At 68.8% G+C, this 22,461-nt stretch carries 17 protein-coding genes and 1 tRNA gene; 7 read left to right on the forward strand and 11 right to left on the reverse strand.

From position 1 onward, the window contains the following. Positions 1–70: 70 nt before the first annotated feature. The 3 genes from pepN (at position 71) to RV986_RS38605 (ending at position 5,941) form a co-directional block, all read left to right on the forward strand. Positions 71–2,563 carry an aminopeptidase N gene (pepN, locus tag RV986_RS38595; RefSeq protein ID WP_475921822.1) on the forward strand — a complete coding sequence of 831 codons (2,493 nt, stop codon included), beginning with the start codon at positions 71–73 and terminating at the stop codon, positions 2,561–2,563. Between the two features lie 571 nt (positions 2,564–3,134). Then, the gene (locus RV986_RS38600) at positions 3,135–4,523 is read left to right on the forward strand and encodes a pyridoxal phosphate-dependent decarboxylase family protein (RefSeq protein WP_475921823.1); all 1,389 of its coding nucleotides are present in this window, start codon (positions 3,135–3,137) and stop codon (positions 4,521–4,523) included. Continuing rightward, positions 4,520–5,941 carry a lysine N(6)-hydroxylase/L-ornithine N(5)-oxygenase family protein gene (locus tag RV986_RS38605; protein ID WP_475921824.1) on the forward strand — a complete coding sequence of 474 codons (1,422 nt, stop codon included), beginning with the start codon at positions 4,520–4,522 and terminating at the stop codon, positions 5,939–5,941. The genes RV986_RS38600 and RV986_RS38605 overlap by 4 nt, the downstream gene beginning before the upstream one ends. Before the next feature lie 143 nt (positions 5,942–6,084). On the opposite strand, the gene RV986_RS38610 is transcribed toward RV986_RS38605, so the two are convergent. Continuing rightward, complete coding sequence (locus tag RV986_RS38610) at positions 6,085–7,893, reverse strand: bifunctional metallophosphatase/5'-nucleotidase (RefSeq protein WP_475921825.1); 1,809 nt, start codon at positions 7,891–7,893, stop codon at positions 6,085–6,087. 138 nt (positions 7,894–8,031) lie between these two features. On the opposite strand from RV986_RS38610, the gene RV986_RS38615 reads away from it, so the two are divergent. After that, a complete protein-coding gene (locus RV986_RS38615; protein WP_475921826.1) occupies positions 8,032–8,745 on the forward strand; it encodes an SIMPL domain-containing protein in 714 nt (237 codons plus the stop codon). A 507-nt stretch (positions 8,746–9,252) separates the two neighbouring features. Here the strand turns inward: RV986_RS38615 and RV986_RS38620 are convergent. Then, positions 9,253–9,462: a hypothetical protein gene (locus RV986_RS38620; RefSeq protein WP_475921827.1), complete on the reverse strand. Its 210-nt coding sequence runs from the start codon at positions 9,460–9,462 to the stop codon at positions 9,253–9,255. Positions 9,463–9,866: 404 nt separating this feature from the next. Between RV986_RS38620 and pyk the strand changes: the two genes are divergently transcribed. Then, positions 9,867–11,303, forward strand: coding sequence for a pyruvate kinase (pyk, locus tag RV986_RS38625; protein ID WP_475921828.1), 1,437 nt, complete (start codon positions 9,867–9,869; stop codon positions 11,301–11,303). A gap of 32 nt (positions 11,304–11,335) precedes the next feature. Here pyk and RV986_RS38630 read toward each other — a convergent pair whose 3' ends face one another. After that, positions 11,336–12,112, reverse strand: a complete 777-nt coding sequence (locus RV986_RS38630; RefSeq protein ID WP_475921829.1) for a transcriptional regulator — start codon at positions 12,110–12,112, stop codon at positions 11,336–11,338. 106 nt (positions 12,113–12,218) lie between these two features. Next, a tRNA-Leu gene (locus RV986_RS38635) sits at positions 12,219–12,291 on the reverse strand. A gap of 100 nt (positions 12,292–12,391) precedes the next feature. Here RV986_RS38635 and RV986_RS38640 point away from each other — a divergent pair. Continuing rightward, positions 12,392–13,042, forward strand: coding sequence for an ANTAR domain-containing response regulator (locus RV986_RS38640; protein WP_475921830.1), 651 nt, complete (start codon positions 12,392–12,394; stop codon positions 13,040–13,042). An 87-nt stretch (positions 13,043–13,129) separates the two neighbouring features. Here the strand turns inward: RV986_RS38640 and RV986_RS38645 are convergent, their stop codons facing one another. The 5 genes from RV986_RS38645 to RV986_RS38665 all read right to left on the reverse strand — a co-directional run bounded on the left by RV986_RS38645 (position 13,130) and on the right by RV986_RS38665 (position 18,947). Beyond that, positions 13,130–13,846, reverse strand: a complete 717-nt coding sequence (locus tag RV986_RS38645; protein ID WP_475921831.1) for an ABC transporter ATP-binding protein — start codon at positions 13,844–13,846, stop codon at positions 13,130–13,132. Beyond that, entirely contained in the window at positions 13,843–14,835 is a 993-nt protein-coding gene (locus RV986_RS38650; protein WP_475921832.1) for an ABC transporter ATP-binding protein, read from the reverse strand. Before RV986_RS38650 ends, RV986_RS38645 begins: the two co-directional genes overlap by 4 nt. Further along, positions 14,832–16,625, reverse strand: coding sequence for a branched-chain amino acid ABC transporter permease (locus tag RV986_RS38655; protein WP_475924586.1), 1,794 nt, complete (start codon positions 16,623–16,625; stop codon positions 14,832–14,834). Before RV986_RS38655 ends, RV986_RS38650 begins: the two co-directional genes overlap by 4 nt. A gap of 5 nt (positions 16,626–16,630) precedes the next feature. Further along, the gene (locus RV986_RS38660; protein ID WP_475921833.1) at positions 16,631–17,563 is read right to left on the reverse strand and encodes a branched-chain amino acid ABC transporter permease; all 933 of its coding nucleotides are present in this window, start codon (positions 17,561–17,563) and stop codon (positions 16,631–16,633) included. 163 nt (positions 17,564–17,726) lie between these two features. Then, positions 17,727–18,947: a branched-chain amino acid ABC transporter substrate-binding protein gene (locus tag RV986_RS38665; RefSeq protein ID WP_475921834.1), complete on the reverse strand. Its 1,221-nt coding sequence runs from the start codon at positions 18,945–18,947 to the stop codon at positions 17,727–17,729. A 336-nt stretch (positions 18,948–19,283) separates the two neighbouring features. On the opposite strand from RV986_RS38665, the gene RV986_RS38670 reads away from it, so the two are divergent. Further along, positions 19,284–19,424 carry a hypothetical protein gene (locus tag RV986_RS38670; protein WP_475921835.1) on the forward strand — a complete coding sequence of 47 codons (141 nt, stop codon included), beginning with the start codon at positions 19,284–19,286 and terminating at the stop codon, positions 19,422–19,424. Between the two features lie 190 nt (positions 19,425–19,614). Here the strand turns inward: RV986_RS38670 and RV986_RS38675 are convergent, their stop codons facing one another. Further along, the gene (locus RV986_RS38675) at positions 19,615–20,103 is read right to left on the reverse strand and encodes a PaaI family thioesterase (protein WP_475921836.1); all 489 of its coding nucleotides are present in this window, start codon (positions 20,101–20,103) and stop codon (positions 19,615–19,617) included. Positions 20,104–20,157: 54 nt separating this feature from the next. Further along, on the reverse strand, positions 20,158–22,449 hold the full coding sequence (locus RV986_RS38680; protein ID WP_475921837.1) for an FdhF/YdeP family oxidoreductase: 2,292 nt from the start codon (positions 22,447–22,449) through the stop codon (positions 20,158–20,160). Between the last annotated feature and the right edge of the window lie 12 nt (positions 22,450–22,461).

Here is a 22,461-nt window from a genome sequence, read left to right on the forward strand (position 1 = left end):
AGGGCAGGGGCAAACATCGCATACCGGTCCACCTCTGTGCCCTGTCGGAGCCATCAGGCAGCATGTCCCCATGTCCGTACTGACGCGCGACGAAGCGCAGACCCGTGCCCAGCTCCTCGACGTCCACCACTACGGGATCGAACTCGATCTGACCCGCGGGGACGAGACCTTCGACTCCCTGACCGTCATCCGGTTCACCGCCCGTGCCGACGCGGACACCTTCGTCGAGCTGAAGCCCGCCGAACTGCGCTCCATCACCCTCGACGGGCAGCCCCTCGACCCCGAGACCCTCGACGAGAACCGCCTGCCCCTCAAGGGCCTCACCGCAGGCGAGCACGAACTGCGCGTCGACGCCGCCATGAGCTACTCCCGCACCGGCGAGGGCATGCACCGCTTCACCGACCCCACCGACGGCGAGACCTACGTCTACACCCAGCTGTTCATGGAAGACGTCCAGCGCGTCTTCGCCGCCTTCGACCAGCCCGACCTGAAGGCCGTCTTCGCGCTCTCCGTGACCGCCCCCGACGGCTGGACCGTCCTCGCCAACGGCGTCACCGAACACCTCGGAGAGGGCCGCTGGCAGGCCGCCCCCACCCCCCTGATCTCCACCTACCTCGTCGCCGTCGCCGCGGGCCCCTTCCACTCCGTCCGCACCGAGCACCGCGGCCTGCCCTTCGGCATCCACTGCCGCCGCTCGCTCGCCCGCCACCTCGACGCCGACGCCGACGAGATCCTCGACGTCACCCGCGCCTGCTTCGACCGCTACCACGAGAAGTTCGACGAGCCCTACCCCTTCGACTCCTACGACCAGGCGTTCGTCCCCGAGTTCAACGCCGGCGCCATGGAGAACCCCGGCCTCGTCACCTTCCGCGACGAGTTCGTCTACCGCTCCGCCGTCACCGACACCGAGCGCCAGACCCGCGCCATGGTCATCGCCCACGAAATGGCCCACATGTGGTTCGGCGACCTCGTCACCCTGCGCTGGTGGGACGACATCTGGCTGAACGAGTCCTTCGCCGAGTACATGGGCTACCAGACCCTCACCGAAGCCACCCGCTTCACCGACACCTGGACCGACTTCGGCGTCTCCCGCAAGGCCTGGGGCTACGACGCCGACCAGCGCCCCTCCACCCACCCCGTCGCCCCCGACCCGGACGCCGTCCCCGACACCGCGTCCGCCATGCTCAACTTCGACGGCATCTCCTACGCCAAGGGCGCCTCCGCCCTGCGCCAACTGGTCGTCTGGCTCGGCGAGAAGGACTTCCTCGCCGGAATCAACGCCCACTTCGCCCGCCACAAGTTCGCCAACGCCTCCCTCGCCGACTTCATCGACAACCTCGCCTCCGCCACCGAACGCGACGTACACGCCTGGGCCGACGCCTGGCTGCGCACCACCGGCGTCGACACCCTCAGGCCCGTGATCGAGGAGACCGACGGCCACTGGCACCTCACCGTCGACCGCGAAGGCAGCCGCCCGCACCGCATCGCCGTCGGCGCCTACGACACCGTCCCCGGCGAGCAGAACCGACTGATCCCGCGCGACCGCTTCGAACTCGACGTACCGCAGGCCGAATCCGTCGAGCTCGGCACGGGCCGCCGCCCCGCCCTGCTCCTCCTCAACGACGGCGACCTCTCCTACGCCAAGGTCCGCTTCGACCCCGACTCCTTCCGGACCGTCCGCACCGCCCTGTCCGGCCTGCCCGAACCACTCACCCGCGCCGTCGTCTGGAACGCCCTGCGCGACGCCGTCCGCGACGGCGAACTGCCCGCCATGGCCTACGTGGACGCCGCCCGCGCCCACCTCCCGCACGAGACCGACCTCGCCCTCGTCCAGGGCGTCCTGACGTTCGCCGCCGCCCACGTCGCCGACCGCTACCTCCCCGCCGAGGACCGTCCCACCGCCCTCGCCACCCTCACCGACCTGTGCCGCGACCTCATCCGCCGCACCGAGGACGGCTCCAACCCCGGCCTGCGCCTGACCGCCGTACGCCACTTCATCGACGTCGCCGCCCACCCCGACACCATCAGCGCCTGGTTCTCCGAAGGGACCGTCCCCGGCGGCCCCGAACTCGACCCCGAACTGCGCTGGCGCATCCTCGGCCGGCTCGCCGTCCTCGGCGCCGTCGACGACGCCGTCATCGAGGCCGAACTCGTCCAGGACCCCAGCGCCACCGGCCAGGAGGGCGCCGCCCGCTGCCGCGCCGCGCTGCCCGACCCCGAGGCCAAACGACGCGCCTGGGCGGAGATGTTCGGCTCCGACCACCTCTCCAACTACCTGTTCACCGCCACCGCGCGGGGCTTCTGGCAGCCCGAACAGACAGACCTCGTACGGGAGTACGTCGAGCGCTACTGGCCCGAAGCCGTCGCCCTCGCCGCCCGCCGGGGCCCCGCCATCGCCGAGGCCGCCGGACGCTGGGCCTTCCCGGCCCACTCCGTCACCCCCGAAACCCTCGCTCTCGGCGAGGCCTGTCTGCGCGAGGCCGACCCCATCCCCGCCCTGCGCCGCAAACTCGTCGACCAACTCGACGACCTCGCACGGGCGCTGAAGGTACGAAACACCTAGCCGACCCACCGGCCCGACCATCCCACCCGCCCACCCGCCCCCGTGTTCATCGGCTGCGGGTGGGCGGGCGTTGCCCGCACAGTTCCCCGCGCCCCTGAGGCCGGGGCTGTGCCCCGGATCCCCCGGGCGTCCGGAGGTTTTTGGCTGACGGCCGGTGGGGGCTGGTCGCGCAGTTCCCCGCGCCCCTGAGGCCGGGGCTGTGCCCCGGATCCCCCGGGCGTCCGGAGGTTTTTGGCTGACGGCCGGTGGGGGCTGGTCGCGCAGTTCCCCGCGCCCCTGAAAGCCTTGGGCGCAGGCCCGGATCTTTCAGCCCGTCCGGCGTTTGAGGACGAGGCCGTTCAGGCCGATCTCGGGGGTCTGGGGGCGGAGCCCCCAGGGATGGGACGGGTAGGGGCGGCGGGGGCGAGGGAATCCGTCCGCCAACCCGCGTAGCACCCCCGCCCGACGCCCACATTTCCTCCGCACGGCAGTACCCCCTTTCGGGTCGGATCGTTGACCTTTCAGGGCGCGCCGCCCCCTTCCCCGTACAGGCTTGTACTCCCCCTGCCGCGCGCCCACCGGAGGACGCCCCATGAGCACGCCGCCCCTCGCCTCAGGTCCCGACGGCCCCGGCGCGCTGCGGCCGCTGCTCGACACCGTGCTCGACGCGCTGCGCGAGGGCAGCGAAGCCCGCGGGGGACCGCTGCCCAAGGGCGGACCCGAGAGCGTGGCCCGGCGCGTACGGGACACCGTCGGCGACGTACTGCCCGAACGGGGAACCGCCGACGCGCTGCACGTCCTCGTCCGCGCCCTCGCCGAAGGCGCCGCCGACCCCGCCGACCCCCTGTGCACCGCCCACCTGCACTGCCCACCCCTCGCCGTCGCCACCGCCGCCGACCTCGCCGTCTCCGCCCTCAACCCCTCCATGGACTCCTGGGACCAGGCCCCCGCCGCCTCAGCACTGGAAGCACTCGTCACCCGAACCCTCGCCCAGGAGATCAACGCGGCCGACGCCCTCGTCACCACCGGCGGCACCGAGTCCAACCAACTCGCCCTCCTCCTCGCCCGGGAGGCACACGCCGGTGTGCGGCTCATCCACGGCGCCAACGCCCACCACTCCCTGCCCCGCGCCGCCTGGCTCCTCGGCCTGCCCGACCCCGTCGTCGTCCCCGCCCCCGCCGGCACCATGGACCTCGCCGCCCTCGACGAAGCCCTGACCGACTTCGGCGATCAACGGCTCCGCCGCGGGCACGGCTCCCGCAGCACCCTCCTCGTGGCCGCCACCGCCGGCACCACCGACGCCGGACTCATCGACCCCCTGCCCGACATCGCCGACCTCTGCGCCGCCCACGGCGCCCGCCTCCACATCGACGCCGCCTACGGCGGAGGCCTCCTCTTCAGCGACCACCACCGCACCAAGCTCCACGGACTCGACCGCGCCCACACCGTCACCCTCGACCTGCACAAACTCGGCTGGCAACCCGTCGCCGCAGGCCTCCTCGTCGTCAAGGACCCCCACGACCTCGCCGCCCTGGACCACCGCGCCGACTACCTCAACGCCGACGACGACACCGAAGCAGGCCTCCCCGACCTCCTCGGCCGCTCCCTGCGCACCAGCCGACGCCCCGACATCCTCAAGATCGCCGTCACCCTCAAGACCCTCGGGCGGGCCGGACTCGGCGCGCTCGTCGACCAGGTCTGCGCCCGCGCCCGCGAACTGGCCGACCTCGTCGAGGCACACCCCGGCTTCGAGCTCTACGACCCGCCCACCCTCAGCACCGTCCTGTTCCGGCCCGCCGAAGCCTCCGACGAAACCGTCGCCGCCGTCCGCCGCACCCTCCTCCACGAAGGCCGCGCCGTCCTCGGCCGGGCCCTGCTGGACGACCGCCTCTGGCTCAAAGCCACCCTCCTCAACCCCCACACCCGGCCGGGCGACCTGGCCGCGCTCCTGAAACTGGTGGAAGGACACACACCCCGATGAGCCCGACGCCCCTCCCCCCACCCCACGAGCCCGACGCGCCCCGCGACCTCGTGGGCATCGGCATCGGCCCGTTCAACCTCTCCCTCGCCGCCCTCGCCCACCCCCTCCCCGAACTCGACACCGTCTTCTACGAACAACGCCCCGGCTTCGACTGGCACCCCGGCCTGCTCATCGACGGCGCCACCCTCCAAGTCCCCTTCCTCGCCGACCTGGTCACCCTCGCCGACCCCGCCAGCCCCTGGTCCTTCCTCAACTACCTCAAGGACCGCGACCGCCTCTTCCCCTTCTACTTCGCCGAGCGCTTCCACATCCAGCGCGCCGAATACGACGCCTACTGCCGCTGGGTCGCGGGCAACCTCCCCGGACTCCACTTCGGCCACCAGGTCGACGCCGTCCGCTGGAACCCCGAACGCAACCTCTTCGAAGTCGACTTCACCCAACTCGACAGCGACGGAGAAGCCGAGGCACTCGGCCGGACGTACACCCGCAACATCGTCCTCGGCGTCGGCACCGCACCCCACATCCCCGAACCCCTCAAGCCCCTCGTCGAAGCCCCCGGCGTCCCCGTCATCCACGCCGCGGACTACCTCGCCCACCGCGAACGCTTCCTCACCGCCGAGCACATCACCGTCATCGGCGCCGGACAGTCGGGCGCCGAAGTCTTCCTCGACCTCCTGCGCAACCGCCCCGCAGGACACGAGAAGATCCACTGGCTCGCCCGCACCGAGGCCTTCGCCCCCATGGAGTACTCAAAGCTCGGCCTCGAACACTTCACCCCCGACTACACCCGCTACTTCCACGCCCTCACCGAACCCGTGCGCGACCGCCTCGTCGCCTCCCAATGGCAACTCCACAAAGGCATCGACGCCGACACCATCGCCGCCATCCACGACGAGCTCTACCGCCGCACCCTCCACGGCGGCTGGCCCGACGCCGTCCTCACCCCCGACGTCACCGTCCGTACCGCCGGCCGCGTCGCCACCACCAAGGTCGAACTCCACCTCGAACACGCCCAGCAAGGCGTCCGCACCCGCCTCACCACCGACGCCGTCGTCCTCGCCACCGGCTACCGCGAACGCCCCCTCGGCCGGATCCTCGCCGGACTCGACCCCTACCTGCGCCGTGACAGCGCCGAACGCCCCCGCATCGACGAGCAGTTCCGCCTCGTCCTCGCCCCCGCCGTCACCGGCCACGTCTACGTCCAGAACGCCGAGATCCACACCCACGGCATCGGCACCCCCGACCTCGGCCTCGCCGCCTGGCGCAGTGCCACCATCCTCAACTCACTGACCGGCAAGGACCCCTACCCGCTCCCGCGCCGGACGGCCTTCACCACCTTCGGACTCGAACCCCAGCTCCAGGTCCCGACCGCCCGCCACACCACCCAGACCCTGACACCGCTCGTCGACGGACGCTAGGAAAATCCCGGCACACCCCGGCACACCCGGGCACACCCCTTGGCACATCCCCGACACGCGAAAAGCCGACGACGCCGGCGCGAAAACCATCGCCGGCGTCGTGGACGTATCACCCCGGAAGCTCTCAGAGCCCCGGGCAGGACTCAGAAGACAGGCGTGCCGTCCCGCGTGAGCTTCCAGTCCACCGAAGCGAACTCCTTCGGGTCGAGCACACCCTTCGCGGTCACCCACTCCGCGATCCGCGTCCGGATCTCCGTCGACTCCGACCAGACCTCCCTCGCCGACGCCACATACGGGAACGCACCGCCACCGTTCGCCCGGTAGTTGTTCACCGCGAACACGAACTGCTGCGCGTCGTCCAGCGCCGCACCGTTGTACGTCAGGTTCTTGATCCGCGAACCCTCCGCCTGCGCGATGTCGATGTCGTACCGCAGCCCCGACACATAGTCGTAGTTGTAGTCCGGACGGTTGTTCGCGTTCGTCAGCTTCTCCGTGTCGACCACCGCGTCGGCCGCCGTCCGCACGAAGTAGTTCGCCGAGTACTCCAGGTACGCCCGCACCTGCGCACCCGTCAGCACCTTCGCGACCAGCGTGTTGTCGTACACGTACAGGCTCGACAGATCCCGGATCGTCACCTTGCCCGCCGGGATCTCCGAGGTCCGCGAGAACGGCGAGGCCTGCGCGATCACCGGCAGCGACGCATACTCCGTGCCGACCAGCGCCGCCTTGACCACGTCCTCCTGCACCTTGGTGATCAGGTCGATGATCGGAGCGTCCTTGTAACGCGCCTCGACCGTCGTCAGGGTGTCCGTGGCCGTGCCGACGACCTGGTTGACATACGTCACCACCAGATCGTGCTCGTCCTTCAGCAGCCGGGTGATCTTCGGGTCGTCGGCCACCGAGTTCGAGTTGCGGACCCCGGCCGCCACCGACTCGACCTGCCACTTCCCCTTCTCGAAGACCAGCTCGAAGTCGAACACCGAGAGCCGCTCCGCATACGCCAGCGGCTCGGACAGCACCACCGTCCTACCGGTCTTGGTGTTGGTGACCTTCAGCTCCGGGATCTCCACATGCGCATGCCCGACAAGAATCGCGTCGATCCCCGGCACCTGCTGCGCCACCAGCGCCGCCGAGTTCTCCACGTACGGCAACTGATCACCGTACGACGAGGTCCCGGACGAACCGGAGTGCGCCGACACGACCACCACGTCCGCACCCATCGACCGCAGCTTCGGCACCCACTTCGCCGCCTGCTCCTCCAGGCCCGGGAACGTCAACTTCCCCTGGACGTACGCCTTGTCCCAGATCGCGATACCCGGGTTCGTCAGCCCCAGCACCGCCACCTTCACCGACGGCGCACCCGGCACGCGGAACGTCTTCATGAAGTACGGCGGGAAGGCCGGCTTCAGCGTCTTCGCGTCCAGCGCGTTCGCACCCAGCAGCGGGAAACGGCACTGCGACTCGAACTTCCGCAGCGTCTCGATGCCGTAGTTGAACTCGTGGTTGCCCAGCGCCACCGCGTCATACCCGATCGCGTTCATCGCCTGCGCCATCGGGTGCACCGGACCGCCCTTGGCGGTGATCGGGTCCACCTTCGCGTAGTAGTACGTCAGCGGGGTCCCCTGGATCGTGTCGCCCGCGTCCAGGAGGAGCGTGTTGCAACGCCCCTTCTCCTTGCGGATCGCGTTCACCAGCGTCGAGATCCGCGCCAGACCCTGCGCGTTGCCCGCGGTGTCCTTGTACTCCGCGTCCTTGAAGTAGTCCCAGTTGAAGACATGCCCGTGCAGGTCCGTCGTGCCCATCACCGTGAGGGAGTACCGCTTCTTCGCGGGCTTCCGGCCCGTCGCCGCCGGGGCCGCCTGCGCGGACGGAGCGGCGACCGCACCGGTCAACGCCACCCCCGCACCCGTCACGGCGGACTTCTTCAAGAACTTCCGGCGATTCAACGGCATGTCTATGGCTCCTTGGGGAATGGTCAACGACGCGCGTAGATTCTGACCCACACATGACACTCCAGAACAGGTCCTGGAGGTTTCCATCTGGTGACCAGCGAGCACCACGACCACCCTTCCGGTGACAGAGTGGGACGTATGGCCCCCACCGCAGAGGAACCCCGACCCGCAGTCCCCTACGGAACCCCCGAATCCCCCCGCATCGCCGTCCGCGGGGAAGCCCACCTCGAAGTCGACCCCGAAATCGCCCGCATCGGCATCACCGTCAGCGCCCGCGGCACCAACCGACGAGAAGCCCTCGCCGACCTCACCCACCGCAACGCCACCGCACTGGACCTGGTGAAGTCCTACGGCGACGCCGTCGAACGCGTCGAGACCGGCGCCTTCTCCATCAGCCCCGAACTCACCAAACACGGCCGCGGCGAACGCATCCGCGCCTACCACGGCCGCGTCCACATCACCGCCGAACTCACCGACTTCACCGCACTCGGCGAACTGACAACCCGACTGGCCGACCTCGACCTCACCCAGGTCGACGGCCCCTGGTGGGCCCTGCGCCCCGACTCGCCCTCCCACCGCCAAGCCCGCCAGCAAGCGGTCCGCGAAGCCGTCCAACGCGCCCGCGAATACGCCGAAGCCCTCGGCACCACCCTCGCCGCCCTCGTCGAACTCGCCGACATCGGCGCCGAGAACACCCAGCCCTACGCCGCCGCCCCGGGCCGCGCCATGCGTTCCGTGTCCTTCGCCGGAGCCGCCCCCGAGGAAACCGAACCCCTCGACCTCGAACCCCAACGCCAGCACGTCTACGCCCAGGTCAACGCCCGATTCACGATGGCACCGCCGGAGCTGTAAGGGCGGGGCACGACGGCTTCATGGGGGGCGACGGAAACTCGGCTCCCACCGAGAGGCGCCAGGACCACCGTCCCCAACGGCAGAGGGCTTCCCAGCGGATCGCTGAGCGCTGAGGCCTTCGGACTCGGGCTCGGGCTCGGGCTCGGACTCGGAGTGGGAGTGGGAGTGGGGCTCGGTGTGGTGGTCGATGGCGTCGACGAGTGGGCCGAGGCCACCGACCGGCCCTCCGAGGACGTGCAGCCGCTGAGGACCGCCGCCGGCACGGCCAGAGCGCCGACCGGCACGAGCAGATTTCTGTTCACCGCCACCTCGACTACCTCAACCACCTCAACGCGTCATCAGGAGTGCTTGATGTACGGCGACTTCGCCGGCAGCTTGGCGGTGCCCGAACCGAGGGTCTGCTCGCCCGAGCAGTCACCCTTCGTGCGGGTGGTCTTCCACTTCATGGAGTACCCCTGCGAGCCCGGCGCGAGCCACCCGCTCTTCTGCGACTGGGGCACCTTTCAGCTACGTGAAGGTGCCCGTCCAGGTGTGGCCCTTCGCGACGGAAAGCGACAGGGTGACACCGGAATCGCCGTACACCCTCTTGTGCGAATCCCGCACGAAAGCCGCCTTGCCGTTGCTGACCGTGGTGGTGAGGTCCGGCGGGCGATGTATCGGGTGCACCGTCCCGGCCGGTTTCCCCGCGGCCGCGAAGGAATTCGGCGCGACTGCCATGGCCCGCCAGAGGCGCGGCGCCGGCCATAACCGCGCGGGTGGCATTCTTCTTCGTCCAGCCCCCTCCGTAATCAACACATGCGCATTCGGGGGACGCTTGGGACCATGGTCAATGGTGCCCGGATCGCTCGGTCGTTTCCCCCGTCCTGAAGTTGTCATGAGGATCTATGGCGGTCGCCTTGAGGATCTGCATCACCACCGACCGATCCGGACGGGCGGCGGCACAGGCATAGATATATGCATCCCCGGACTCATGCGGCGCCGGGATGCCGCGCAGCCCCGATCCGCTCATCAGAGCACCCCTGCGCACAATTCAACTGTTGTCAATAAGGCTTCACGTAAAGGTTGTTGAGTAGTCATGCTGGGCCAATTCCCTACCGGCCGGTAAGGCCTAGGCTCAAACCATGCGTCGAGCAAAAATTGTCTGTACATTGGGCCCCGCCACCGACTCGTACGACCAGATCAAAGCCCTGGTCGACGCCGGAATGGACGTAGCCCGCTTCAACCTCAGCCACGGCACCTACGCCGAACACGAGGAGCGCTACCAGCGCGTGCGAAAGGCCTCCGACGAGACCGGCCGCAGCGTCGGACTGCTCGCCGACCTTCAAGGCCCGAAGATCCGACTCGGCCGCTTCACCGAAGGCCCCGTACTCCTTGAACGCGGAGACACCTTCACCATCACCGTCGAAGAAGGCGTCGAAGGCGACCGGCTCACCTGTGGCACCACCTACACGGGCCTCGCGGCCGACGTCACCCCCGGTGAACGCATCCTCGTCGACGACGGCAAGGTCTGCCTCGAAGTCACCGCCGTCGACGGCCCCCGCGTCCACACCACCGTCGTCGAAGGCGGCATGGTCTCCGACCACAAGGGCCTGAACCTGCCGGGAGTCGCCGTGTCGGTCCCGGCCCTCTCCGACAAGGACGAGGCGGACCTCCGCTGGGCCCTGCGCACCGGCTTCGACGTCATCGCCCTGTCCTTCGTACGCAGCGGCCGCGACATCGACGACGTCCACCGCATCATGGACGAGGAAGGCCGCCGCCTCCCCGTCATCGCCAAGGTCGAAAAGCCCCAGGCGGTCGAGGCGATCGACGACATCGTCGCCGCCTTCGACGGCATCATGGTCGCGCGAGGCGACCTGGGCGTCGAGATGCCGTTGGAACAGGTCCCGATCGTCCAGAAGCGCGCCATCAAGCTGGCCAAGCGCAACGCCAAGCCGGTCATCGTCGCCACCCAGATGCTCGACTCGATGATCGACCACTCCCGCCCCACGCGAGCGGAGGCGTCGGATGTGGCGAACGCCGTGATCGACGGCACGGACGCCGTGATGCTCTCCGGCGAGACGAGCGTCGGCAAGTACCCCGTGGCAACGGTCCGGACGATGTCCCGCATCGTCGAAGCGGCCGAGGAGGACGTCCTGGCCAAGGGGCTGCCGCCCCTGACCGACAGCAACAAGCCCCGCACCCAGGGCGGTGCGGTCGCCCGCGCGGCGGCGGAGATGGGCGACTTCCTCGGCGCCAAGTTCCTGGTCGCCTTCACCCAGTCCGGCGACACGGTCCGCCGCCTGTCGCGCTACAGGTCGCCGATCCCCCTGCTGGCCTTCACCCCGGACCCGGCCACCCGCTCCCAGCTGAACCTGACCTGGGGTGTAGAAACGTTCCTGGGCCCGCACGTCGGCTCCACCGACGCGATGGTCGACCAGGTGGACGAGCTGCTCCTGAGGTACGGCCGCTGCGAGAAGGGCGACATCGTGGTCATCACGGCCGGCTCGCCGCCCGGGGTGTCGGGCACGACGAATCTGGTACGCGTCCACCACATCGGAGAGGATGACAGCCCCAAGTAGCACTGGTTCGACCTTGGGGTCAGTGGTTGGGGTCAGTACTTGGGGCCCACGTGGGCGTCCATGAGGGCGACGGAGGCACGGCGGGCGACGGAGATGTTGAACGGGTCGCTGCCGCGCGCCAGTGTCGTCCACTCGACGCCCACCCCGTCGAGGGCGTCGGTGAAGAGCTTCCGGATGTCGTCGGACTTGTTGGAGAAGAAATACCGGGGGTACTCGTAGCGCTTGCGCTCGCCGCCGATGACCTTCTCGGTCCAGTTGGTGATGCGGCAGCCGTCGGAGTGGATGAGCCCGCGGATGAATTCCCACGGGTGGGCGTCGACGATTTCCTGTTGCCAGGGTTCGAGGATGATCGGGCGGTCGTGCTTCTTGCCGGGGCCGTGCTGGGGGAAGAGGCAGGGCCAGTGCTGGCTGTATCCGACGACCGAGACGTACCCGACTGCTTGGACCCGGTTCGACTTCTTGCCGGGGTTGATCGCTTCGATGGCGACAGCGCAAGCTTCGATGAGGCCTGGCCAAGTGTTGGCGCATGCGATGCGGAGAACGTAGCCCGCTCGCATGCCGGGGCTGATACAGCCGTCACCGAGGTAGAGCCCCAAGAGGTAGCTGTAGGCCGCCGTGTCGGAGGGTGGCTCAGTCGCTGGACCGCATCTTGGGCACGGCGTGCGCCGCATGCGCGGTAACGGGTCGATACGTGATTGCCAGCTACGGATCGCTGACCTGGAGACCCCGGTCTCTTTGCTCACGGAGTTCAGGCTGCGCCCCTGAGTGACGAGTGTCAGAGCTCGCTTGCGTGTGCCCATGTCGTACATGTGGCCACTCTGCGCGACTGATCGTGACCGTGCGCAGCAAAAAGCGGATGTTCACGAGAATGGGAACATCCGCTTTTTTGTGGTGACCTTGGAATCCAAGGAAAAGTGCCCCGAGTCGGATTCGAACCGACGCTGTATGGGTTTTGAATCCATGGCCTCTACCGCTGGGCTACCGGGGCCCCTTCGAAACGAAGGTCAGCGGTCACCCGCCGTGACACCACCATACCGCAGCTGGGTAGGCTCTTGTCAGCAGTACCCCGCCCTGAACGAGGAGCCCCCGTGACCGCCCCCGAGTCGCCCCAGCCCGTCGCCGACGACGACAAGTCGCACGTGCCTCCGCTGACGACCCGTGTCGTCATCGCCGAGGACGAGGCGTTGATCCGTCTCGACCTCAAAGAGATGCTCGAAGAAGAGGGCTACGCCGTCGTGGGCGAGGCGGGGGACGGGGAGCAGGCCGTGGAGCTGGCCCGTGAGCACAAGCCGGACCTGGTGATCCTCGACGTGAAGATGCCCAAGCTGGACGGCATCTCCGCGGCCGAGAAGATCGCGGAGGAGGGTATCGCCCCCGTGCTGATGCTCACCGCCTTCTCGCAGCGCGACCTCGTCGAGCGTGCCCGCGACGCCGGCGCGATGGCGTACCTGGTGAAGCCCTTCAGTAAGAGTGACGTGGTGCCGGCGATCGAGATGGCCGTGTCGCGGTTCACGGAGCTGAAGCAGCTGGAGAAGGAGGTCGCGGACCTCAGCCAGCGGCTGGAGACCCGCAAGCTGGTGGACCGGGCCAAGTCCGTGCTGCAGACGGAGTACGGCCTGACGGAGCCGGCCGCCTTCCGGTGGATCCAGAAGACGTCCATGGACCGGCGTATGTCCATGCAGCAGGTCGCCGAGGCGGTCATCGTGGACGCCCAGGAGAAGAAGTCCTCGAAGGACTGAGCAGGGACGATCAGAGTCCGGTACATACGAAGAGGCCCGCACCCCCGGCCAGGGGCGTGGGCCTCTTCGTACGTCTGAGGGAGGGAGTCAGTCCTCGCCCAGGTACGCCTTCCGGACGGACTCGTCGTGCAGGAGGTCCTGCCCGGAGCCGGAGAGCACGATGTTGCCGACTTCCATGACGTGTCCCTGGTCGGCGAGGGAGAGCGCCGCCTGGGCGTTCTGCTCGACGAGGAGGATGGTCGTGCCGCCGGCCTTGAGTTCGGCGATGGTGGCCATGATCTTCTGCATCATGATCGGCGAGAGGCCCATGGAGGGCTCGTCGAGCATGAGCAGCTTGGGCTGGGACATGAGGGCGCGGCCCATGGCGAGCATCTGCTGCTCGCCGCCGGAGAGGGTTCCGGCGGCCTGCTTGCGGCGTTCCCCGAGGATGGGGAAGAGGTCGTAGGCGCGCTGGATGTCCTTCTCGATGCCTGCCTTGTCGGTCCGCAGGAAGGCGCCGAGCTGGAGGTTCTCGGTGATCGTCAGCCGGGGGAAGATGTGGCGTCCCTCGGGGGAGTGGGCGAGGCCCAGGGAGACGATCTTGTGGGCGGGGATGCCGCTGAGGGGATTGCCGTCGAAGGTGATGCGGCCCGAGGTGGGCTTGAGGAGCCCGGAGAGGGTGCGCAGGGTGGTGGTCTTGCCGGCGCCGTTGGTGCCGATGAGGGTGACGATCTGGCCGGCTTCGACGGAGAAGGAGATGCCCTTGACGGCTTCGATCTTGCCGTAGGCGACCTTGAGGTCTTCGACCTCCAGCAGTGCGGTCACTGGGCGTTTCCTTCCTTGCTGGTGGTGCTCTCCGTGGCGGCGTCGTTCACGGCGTCCTCAGGAGTTTCGACGGCGTCAGGAGTTTCGACGGCCTCAGGAGTGTCGGTGGCCTCGGGGGCTTCCGCGGGTTCGGGAGTCTCCGCGGCGTCCGCCGCCTCGGCGGCTTCGACCTCGGCGAGTTCCTCCGCGCCGGGTGCGCCCTCGAAGGGGGTGCCGAGGTAGGCGGCGATGACGCGTTCGTCGCCCTGGACGACCTCGGAGGTGCCTTCGACGAGCTTCTCGCCCTGGACGAGGCAGGCGACGCGGTCGGACAGGTTGAAGATGAAGCGCATGTCGTGCTCGATGACGAGGACGGCGATGCCCCGGTCGCGGATGGCGAAGACGAGGTCTTCGGTCGCCCGGGTTTCCTGGGGGTTCATGCCGGCGGTCGGTTCGTCGAGCAGCAGCAGTCCGGGCTCGCTCGCCATGGCGCGGGCGATTTCGAGCTTGCGCTGTTCGCCGTAGGGGAGGTTGCGGGAGAGGTGGTCGGCCTTGTGGTCGAGGCCGATGAACTCCAGCAGTTCCATGGCGCGTTCGCGGGAGGTGGCTTCTGCCTTGCGGAAGCCGGGGCCGCGCAGGAGGGCGGACCAGAGGCCCTCCTTGGTCCTGGTGTGGCGGCCGACGAGCACGTTTTCCAGGACGGTCATGTTGGCGAAGAGCCGGATGTTCTGGAAGGTGCGGGCGATGCCGGCGCTGGTGACGAGGTGGGGCTTGGGCGGGAGGACGGTGCCCTTGTAGGAGACCTTGCCCTCGGTCGGCACGTAGAGGCCGGTGAGGCAGTTGAAGAAGGTGGTCTTGCCGGCGCCGTTGGGGCCGATGAGGCCGACGATTTCACCGGTGTTGACGGTGAGGTCGACGTTGCGTACGGCGGTGAGGCCGCCGAAGCGCATGGTGACGCCGGTGGCTTCGAGGACGGGGCTGGTGGCCGTGGTGGTGGTCATGTGGGTCACGCCCCTGCCTTGGTGACGCCGACGGTGGAGTCGGGCAGGCCTTGATCGGGGATGTCGAGGGTGTCGTCGCTCTCGTGGAATTCGAGTTGGCGGCGGCGGTTGGCGATGATGCCTTCGGGGCGGAAGCGCATGAGGACGACGAGTGCGATGCCGAAGGCGAAGAGCTGGTACTCCTTGAGGAAGCTGAGCTTCTCGGGGAGGAGGTAGAGCAGGGTGGCGCCGAGGATGGGTCCGTTGACCGTGCCCATGCCGCCGAGGACGACCGCGGCGAGCAGGAAGGCGGAGTTCGGGGGTACGGAGCCGGCGAACTGGTACGGGGCCGGGTTGACGCTGTAGCCGACGTGGGCGCTGACGGTGCCGGCGAGGCCGGCGAGGGAGGCGCCGAGGGCGAAGGCGATGAGCTTGACGCGGAAGCCGTTGATGCCCATGGCGGTGGCGGCGGTCTCGTCCTCGCGGATGGCGATCCAGGAGCGGCCGATGCGGGAGTCGGCGGCGCGGTTGAAGACGACGACAACGATGCCGGTGATGATCAGCATCAGCAGGAAGTAGTTCGCGAAGCGGCCGAGGGTGATCGAGCCGATGTCGTGCGCGTTGCCGAGGTTGAACCCGAAGATGTTGAGGTCGGGGATCATCGAGATGCCGTTGGGGCCGTTGGTGATGTTGGGTCCGGAGGAGCCGTCGAGGTTGTTGACGCTGATGCGGAAGATCTCTCCGAAGCCGAGGGTGACGATGGCGAGGTAGTCGCCGCGCAGTCGCAGGGTGGGGGCGCCGATGAGGACGCCGAAGACGAGCGACGCGGCCATGCCGGTGAGCATGGCGGCCCAGAAGGGGAACTGGACGCCGGCGAAGCGGGAGAACTCGGAGCCGGAGACGAGGGCGGCCGCGTAGGCGCCGACGCCGAGGAAGGCGACGTATCCGAGGTCGAGGAGTCCGGTGAGGCCGACGACGATGTTGAGGCCGAGGGCGACGGTGGCGACGACGAGGATGTTCACGCCGAGGTTGGCGTTGTGCTCGTTGTTCTCGACGAAGGGGAAGATCGCCGCGGCGAGGAACGCCATGGAGGTGGCGAATCCCTTGTGGCGGGCGTTGAGGGTGGCGAACCGGTCGAAGAGTCCGGCGGCCTGGAGTGCCCAGGTGCCGAAGATGACGAGCAGCAGGTAGCCGATGAAGGTTTCGCTGGCGTCGGGGTCGACGCCGATGCCGTAGGTGAAGACGGTGAGCGCGAGGGCGGTGGCGCCGGTGATGACGAGGCGTTCGCCCCAGCCGGGGAGCTCGGCGGCGGCGGGGATGCGCTCGGGCTTGCTGACCCAGTCCTTGAAGGTGTTGCCCGGGCTGGGGAGGGCGAGGGTGCCGATGAGGGCGATGAGGGAGCCGATGGCGGCGATGTAGGCGCCGGGGTCGAGGGCGACGAGGCCCTTGAGGTCGACCGCGATGGCGATGGCGCTGAACCAGCTGACGGCGAACGCGGAGGCGGCGGCGAGGACGACGGGCGCGGTGGCGCCTGCCGGGTTGAGCCAGCGCAGGCCGCGGATGCCGAAGAGGGTGAGTGCGAAGAGCAGGGTGATCGCGCCGGCGACGAGGTCGAGGATCTGCAGTCCGGCCGGGGAGCCGTAGTAGGTGAGGTCCCCGGGGAAGTCGGACGTGTAGGTCCAGGACATGAAGGTGCTGGCGATGGTGGCGACGGCGCCGACGGCGATGAGGGCGCGGGCGGCGTTCTGGGGGAGTGCGACGAGGCCGCGGGGGGTGTCCGTGGTGGTCTCGGGTGCCGTGGTGTTCTCGGTGGTTGCCATGGTGGTCACGCCCTGTCCGCGACGCGTTCGCCGACCAGACCCTGTGGTCTGAACAGCAGTACGAGGATGAGGAGGACGAAGGCCCAGACGGAGGACCAGCCGCCGCCGCCGAGCTGCTGCATGCCGGGGATGCCGTCGATGTAGGAGGTGGCCATGGTTTCGGCGAGGCCGAGGACGAGGCCGCCGATCATCGCGCCGTAGATGTTGCCGATGCCGCCGAGGACGGCGGCGGTGAAGGCCTTGAGGCCCATCTGGAAGCCCATGTCGTATTTGACGGTGCCGTAGCGCAGGCCGTAGGCGACGGCGGCGACGGCGGCGAAGAAGCCGCCGATGGCGAAGGCGATCACGATGATGCGGTTGGTGTCGATGCCCATGAGCTGGGCGGTGTCCGGGTCCTGGGCGGTGGCCTGCATGGCGCGGCCGGTGCGGGACATGCGGACGAAGATGGCGAGGGCCGCCATGCAGAGGGGGGCGGCGATGATGACGAAGACGGAGCCGCTCTGGACGCTGACGTCGCCGATCTTCCAGGGCCCGAAGTCGAGTTGGGGGAAGTTGCGGTCGGTCTTGGCGTCCGGGTACCAGTTGAAGACGGCCTGCTGGAGGGCGAGTGAGAGGCCGATGGCGGTGATGAGGGGTGCCAGGCGTGGCGCGCCGCGCAGAGGTCGATAGGCGAACCGTTCCGCCCCGACGGCGATGAGTACGGCGACCAGGCCACCGCCGATGAGCATCGCTGGGAGGGCTATCCACATGGATGTGCCGTCGGGCAGGACGTACAGGTAGACCGTGAGCGCGCCGAAGCCTCCGGTCATGAAGATCTCGCCGTGGGCGAAGTTGATGAGCTGGACGATGCCGTACACCATCGTGTAGCCGATGGCGATCAGCCCGTACATCGAGCCGAGGAACAGCCCGTTGGCCAGCTGCTGCGGCAGGGTGTTCACCGCATGGCCTCCATGTGGGTGGGGAGTGTGAACGGGGGGATATGAGGCGGGCCGCGCGGTGACGTGTGGTCGTGGCCGCGCGGCCCTGGGGTTTAGCTAGCGGCGGATCGGATCAGCTGATCCCGGCCGGCTTCGGCTGGGGTTCGGCTGGGTTCGGATCGGATCAGCCGTTGAACGTACCGCTCTTCACGGCCTTCCACTTGCCGTCCACGACCTGGTAGACGGTGAGCTGCTTGTTGGTGGTGTCGCCGAACTCGTCGAAGGAGACGGGGCCGGCGATGCCTTCGAACTTCGTCTTCTGGACCTCGTCCACGATCTTGGCGCGGGCGCCGTCGGGGATCTTGCCGTCCTTCACGACGTTGCCGATCGCCTTGATGATGGCGGTGGCGGCGTCGTAGGAGTAGCCGCCGTAGGTGCCGTAGTCGCCCTTGAGGCCGGAGGCCTTGTACTTCTTGATGAAGTCCGCGGCGGAGGGCAGGGAGTCGACGGGCGCGCCCACGGAGGTGACCAGGTCGCCCTCCGAGGTCTTGCCGGCGGTCGAGATGTAGGTGTCGCTGAACATGCCGTCACCGCCGAACAGCGGAATCTTGACGCCGCCGTCCTTGAGCTGCTTGGTCAGCTTCTCCGACTCGTCGTACTGGCCGCCGTAGTAGACCAGGTCGGCCTTGGACTTCTGGATCTTGGTGACGAGGGCCGAGAAGTCGGTGTCGCCGGTGTTGACGTGGTCCTCGCCCGCGACCTTGCCGCCGTTGCTGACGAAGCCGGCCTTGAAGAGCTTGGCCAGGCCCGCGCCGTAGGTCTGCTTGTCGTCGACGACGAAGACGTTCTTCTTCTTGAGCGTGGTGGACGCGTACTCGGCCGCGAAGCCGCCCTGCAGGGCGTCGGTGGTGGCGGTGCGGAAGTACGTCTTGAAGGGACGCGACTTCGACGTCTGCCAGTTCTTGCCCTGGGTCAGTTCGGGCGCCGTGTTGGACGGCGAGATCTCGACCAGGTTGGCGGTCGCGAAGACCTGCTGCATCTGCGTGGCGACACCGGAGTTCAACGGGCCGACGACGCCGAGGACCTTCTCGTTGTTGACGAGGGCGGTGGCGTTCTGCTGGCCGCTGGCCGGGATCGCCTTGTCGTCGAACGGCTGGACCTTGAAGGTCACGCCGGGAACGGTGTTGTTCTTGTTGGCGTCGTCGACGGCGATCTGCACACCGCCCTGGATGCCGAGGCCGGTGGCGGAGTTCTGACCGGTCAGCGGAGCGTCAACGCCGATGATGATCTCGGTCTTGCTGCTGCTGCTCTTGTCCCCGCTGTCATCACGCGAACCGCAGGCGGTCAGCGTGAGTGCTCCGGTGGTGAGCACGGAGGTGAGTATGACCAAAGAACGCTGTCGCACGTTGAATCCTCTCCCTGGCGCAGCAGCCCTGCTGAGCTGCCGTGTGTCTCGCCGGGCCGTACTGGGTGATACCGAGCCGTGCTGCAGACGCGCCCGGCGGCGCGGTGACTGGCCGTGACTCTAAGCCTGTCTGTGGGCCCGGGCATCGCCGTAGGCTGGCTTGTGACTTTCTTGTTATGCCGTTCCGGTTGGGGAGCTTCGGAGGAGGGTGCTCTCGGCCGATTTGGCGGAAATTCTTCGTCGTCCACATGTTGAGAATCTGCACTTCCGGTTGTGCGTGGGCGAGGGTGCGGGGCGGGCGCCGTCGCAGGTCGCGTGGAGGAGTGCGGAGAGATCGTGGCCGTACAAGTGGTCGAAGATGAAACTCTGATGCTGTATTGCGTGCGTGTTACACAGCGTTACGTCGAGAAAAGGGAACTGGGTGTCGAGGGGGAGTCCGGAACGCTCGGCCACGGAAATACCCACGTGATCCTGTGAGTTGTCCCTGCGTGCGCGGTAAGGGGTGCATGAGGTGTGATCCGGGCGTGAAGTCCCGCGAAGTCGGGGTGTGTTGCCGGCCGCTGTCCGTCGGCCGTCGGTGCGCGGGGGTATCTGTGCAGACGCCCCCGGTCCGCCGTACGCGGCTGCCGGGGGCGGGCTGGGAGGGAGCTCGTCGCGGGGGCGGGTGTCAGGGCTGGGGGCGTGTGTGGGGGGTGTCGGAGGGGGGCGCGTCGCGCAGGAGGCAGGTGAGGCGGGCGGTGCAGACGCGCTTGTCGTTCTCGTCGGTGATGACGATCTCGTACGTCGCCGTCGTGCGCCCGCGGTGCACGGGGGTGGCCACGCCGGTGACGAGGCCGGAGCGGGCGCCGCGGTGGTGGGTGCAGTTGAGGTCGACGCCGACGGCGATCTTGGAGCTGCCGCCGTGCAGCATGGCGCCGACGGAGCCGAGGGTCTCGGCGAGGACGGCGGAGGCGCCGCCGTGCAGGAGGCCGTACGGCTGGGTGTTGCCCTCCACGGGCATGGTGCCGACGACGCGGTCGGGGGAGGCCTCGACGATCTGCACGCCCATACGGGTGCCGAGGTGGCCCGCGGAGAAGAGGGCGGGCAGGTCGACGCCGAGCGAGGCGTACTCGTCGATGATCTCTTGTGGGAACTTCACGTGGCTCTGCTCGCCCATGGGGCCCGGCTCCGATCGTCGTCGATCTCTCTGGCTGACTGGCTGAGCAAACGCTCAGTCGGTTGTCGATTGTTCCAGACGGACCACGACGGACTTGCTGGCCGGGGTGTTGCTGGTGTCGGCGGTGGCGTCGAGCGGGACGAGGACGTTGGTCTCCGGGTAGTAGGCGGCGGCGCAGCCGCGGGCGGTCGGGTAGTGCACGACGCGGAAGCCGGGCGCGCGGCGCTCCACACCGTCCTGCCATTCGCCGACGAGGTCGACGTACGAGCCGTCGGTGATCTTCAGTGCGTGGGCGTCCTCGGGGTTGACGAGGACGACCCGGCGGCCGTTCTTGATGCCCCGGTAGCGGTCGTCGAGGCCGTAGATGGTGGTGTTGTACTGGTCGTGCGAGCGGAGTGTCTGCAGGAGCAGGCGGCCTTCGGGGAGCTTGGGGTATTCGACGGGCGCGGCGGTGAAGTTGGCCTTGCCGGTGGTGGTGGGGAAGCGGCGTTCGTCGCGGGGGGCGTGCGGGAGGGCGAAGCCCGCAGGGCGACCGGCAGAATCGGTGACGCGTGCGTTGAAGTCCTCGAAGCCGGGGATCACGCGCGCGATGCGGTCGCGGATCGTCGCGTAGTCCTTCTCGAACTCCTCCCAGGGGGTGCGGGAGGCTTTGCCGAGGACGCGGCGGGCGAGGCGGGCGACGATGGCCGGCTCGGACAGCAGGTGTGTGCTCGCGGGCTCCAGGCGGCCGCGTGAGGCGTGGACCATGCCCATGGAGTCCTCGACGGTCACGAACTGTTCGCCACTTCCCTGAAGGTCGCGCTCGGTGCGGCCGAGGGTGGGCAGGATGAGGGCGCGGGCGCCGGTGATCACATGGGAGCGGTTGAGCTTGGTCGAGACGTGGACGGTGAGGCGGGCCCGGCGCATGGCGGCCTCGGTCACCTCGGTGTCGGGGGAGGCGGACACGAAGTTGCCGCCCATGGCGAAGAAGACCTTGGCGTCGCCGTCGCGCAGGGCGCGGATGGCCCGGACGACGTCGTAGCCGTGTTCGCGCGGCGGGGCGAAGCCGAACTCCCTCTCCAGGGCGTCCAGGAAGGCCGGGGCGGGGCGTTCGAAGATGCCCATGGTGCGGTCGCCCTGGACGTTCGAGTGGCCGCGGACCGGGCAGACGCCGGCGCCGGGGCGGCCGATGTTGCCGCGCAGGAGCAGGAAGTTGACGACTTCGCGGATCGTGGGCACGGAGTGCTTGTGCTGGGTGAGGCCCATGGCCCAGCAGACGATGGTGCGCTTCGAGGCGAGGACCATGCGGAGGGCCTCGTCGATCTCGGCGCGCTCCAGGCCGGTGGCGGTGAGGGTCTCGTCCCAGTCGGCGGCGCGGGCGGTGGCCGCGAACTCCTCGTACCCGTGGGTGTGCTCGGCGATGAACTCCTCGTCGACGGCGCCCTCGGTGTCGAGGATCAGCTTGTTGAGGAGGCGGAAGAGGGCCTGGTCGCCGCCGAGGCGGATCTGCAGGAACAGGTCGGTGAGGGCGGCGCCCTTGAGCATGCCCTGGGGGGTCTGGGGGTTCTTGAAGCGCTCCAGGCCCGCCTCGGGCAGCGGGTTGATGGAGATGATCTTCGCGCCGTTGGCCTTGGCCTTCTCCAGCGCGGAGAGCATGCGCGGGTGGTTCGTGCCGGGGTTCTGCCCGGCGACGATGATCAGGTCCGCCTTGTGGAGGTCGTCGAGCAGGACGCTGCCCTTGCCGATGCCGATGGTCTCGGAGAGGGCGGAGCCCGAGGACTCGTGGCACATGTTCGAGCAGTCCGGCAGGTTGTTCGTGCCGAGCTCGCGGGCGAACAGCTGGTAGAGGAACGCGGCCTCGTTGCTGGTGCGTCCGGAGGTGTAGAAGAGGGCCTCGTCGGGGGAGTCGAGGGCGGCGAGCTCCTCGGCGACGATGTCGAAGGCGCGTTCCCAGGAGACCGGCTCGTAGTGGTCGGCGCCCTCGGGCAGGTACATGGGGTGGGTGAGGCGGCCCTGCTGGCCCAGCCAGTAGCCGCTGCGGCCGAAGAGGTCGGTGACCGGGTGGGCGGCGAAGAAGTCCGGGGTGACCCGGCGCAGGGTGGCCTCCTCGGCGACCGCCTTCGCGCCGTTCTCGCAGAACTCCGCCGTGTGCCGGTGCTCCGGCTCGGGCCAGGCGCAGCCCGGGCAGTCGAAGCCGTCCTTCTGGTTGACGCGCAGGAGGGTGAGCGCGGTGCGGCGCACGCCCATCTGCTGCTGGGCGATGCGCAGGGTGTGTCCGATGGCGGGCAGCCCGGCCGCCGCGTGCTTCGGCTCGACGATCTGCGGCGCGTCCTGAGCCGGATCCGTTGTCGGCGGCTTGCTGGCCATCGGTGACCCCCT

The organism is Streptomyces sp. RLA012 (genome assembly GCF_056270325.1).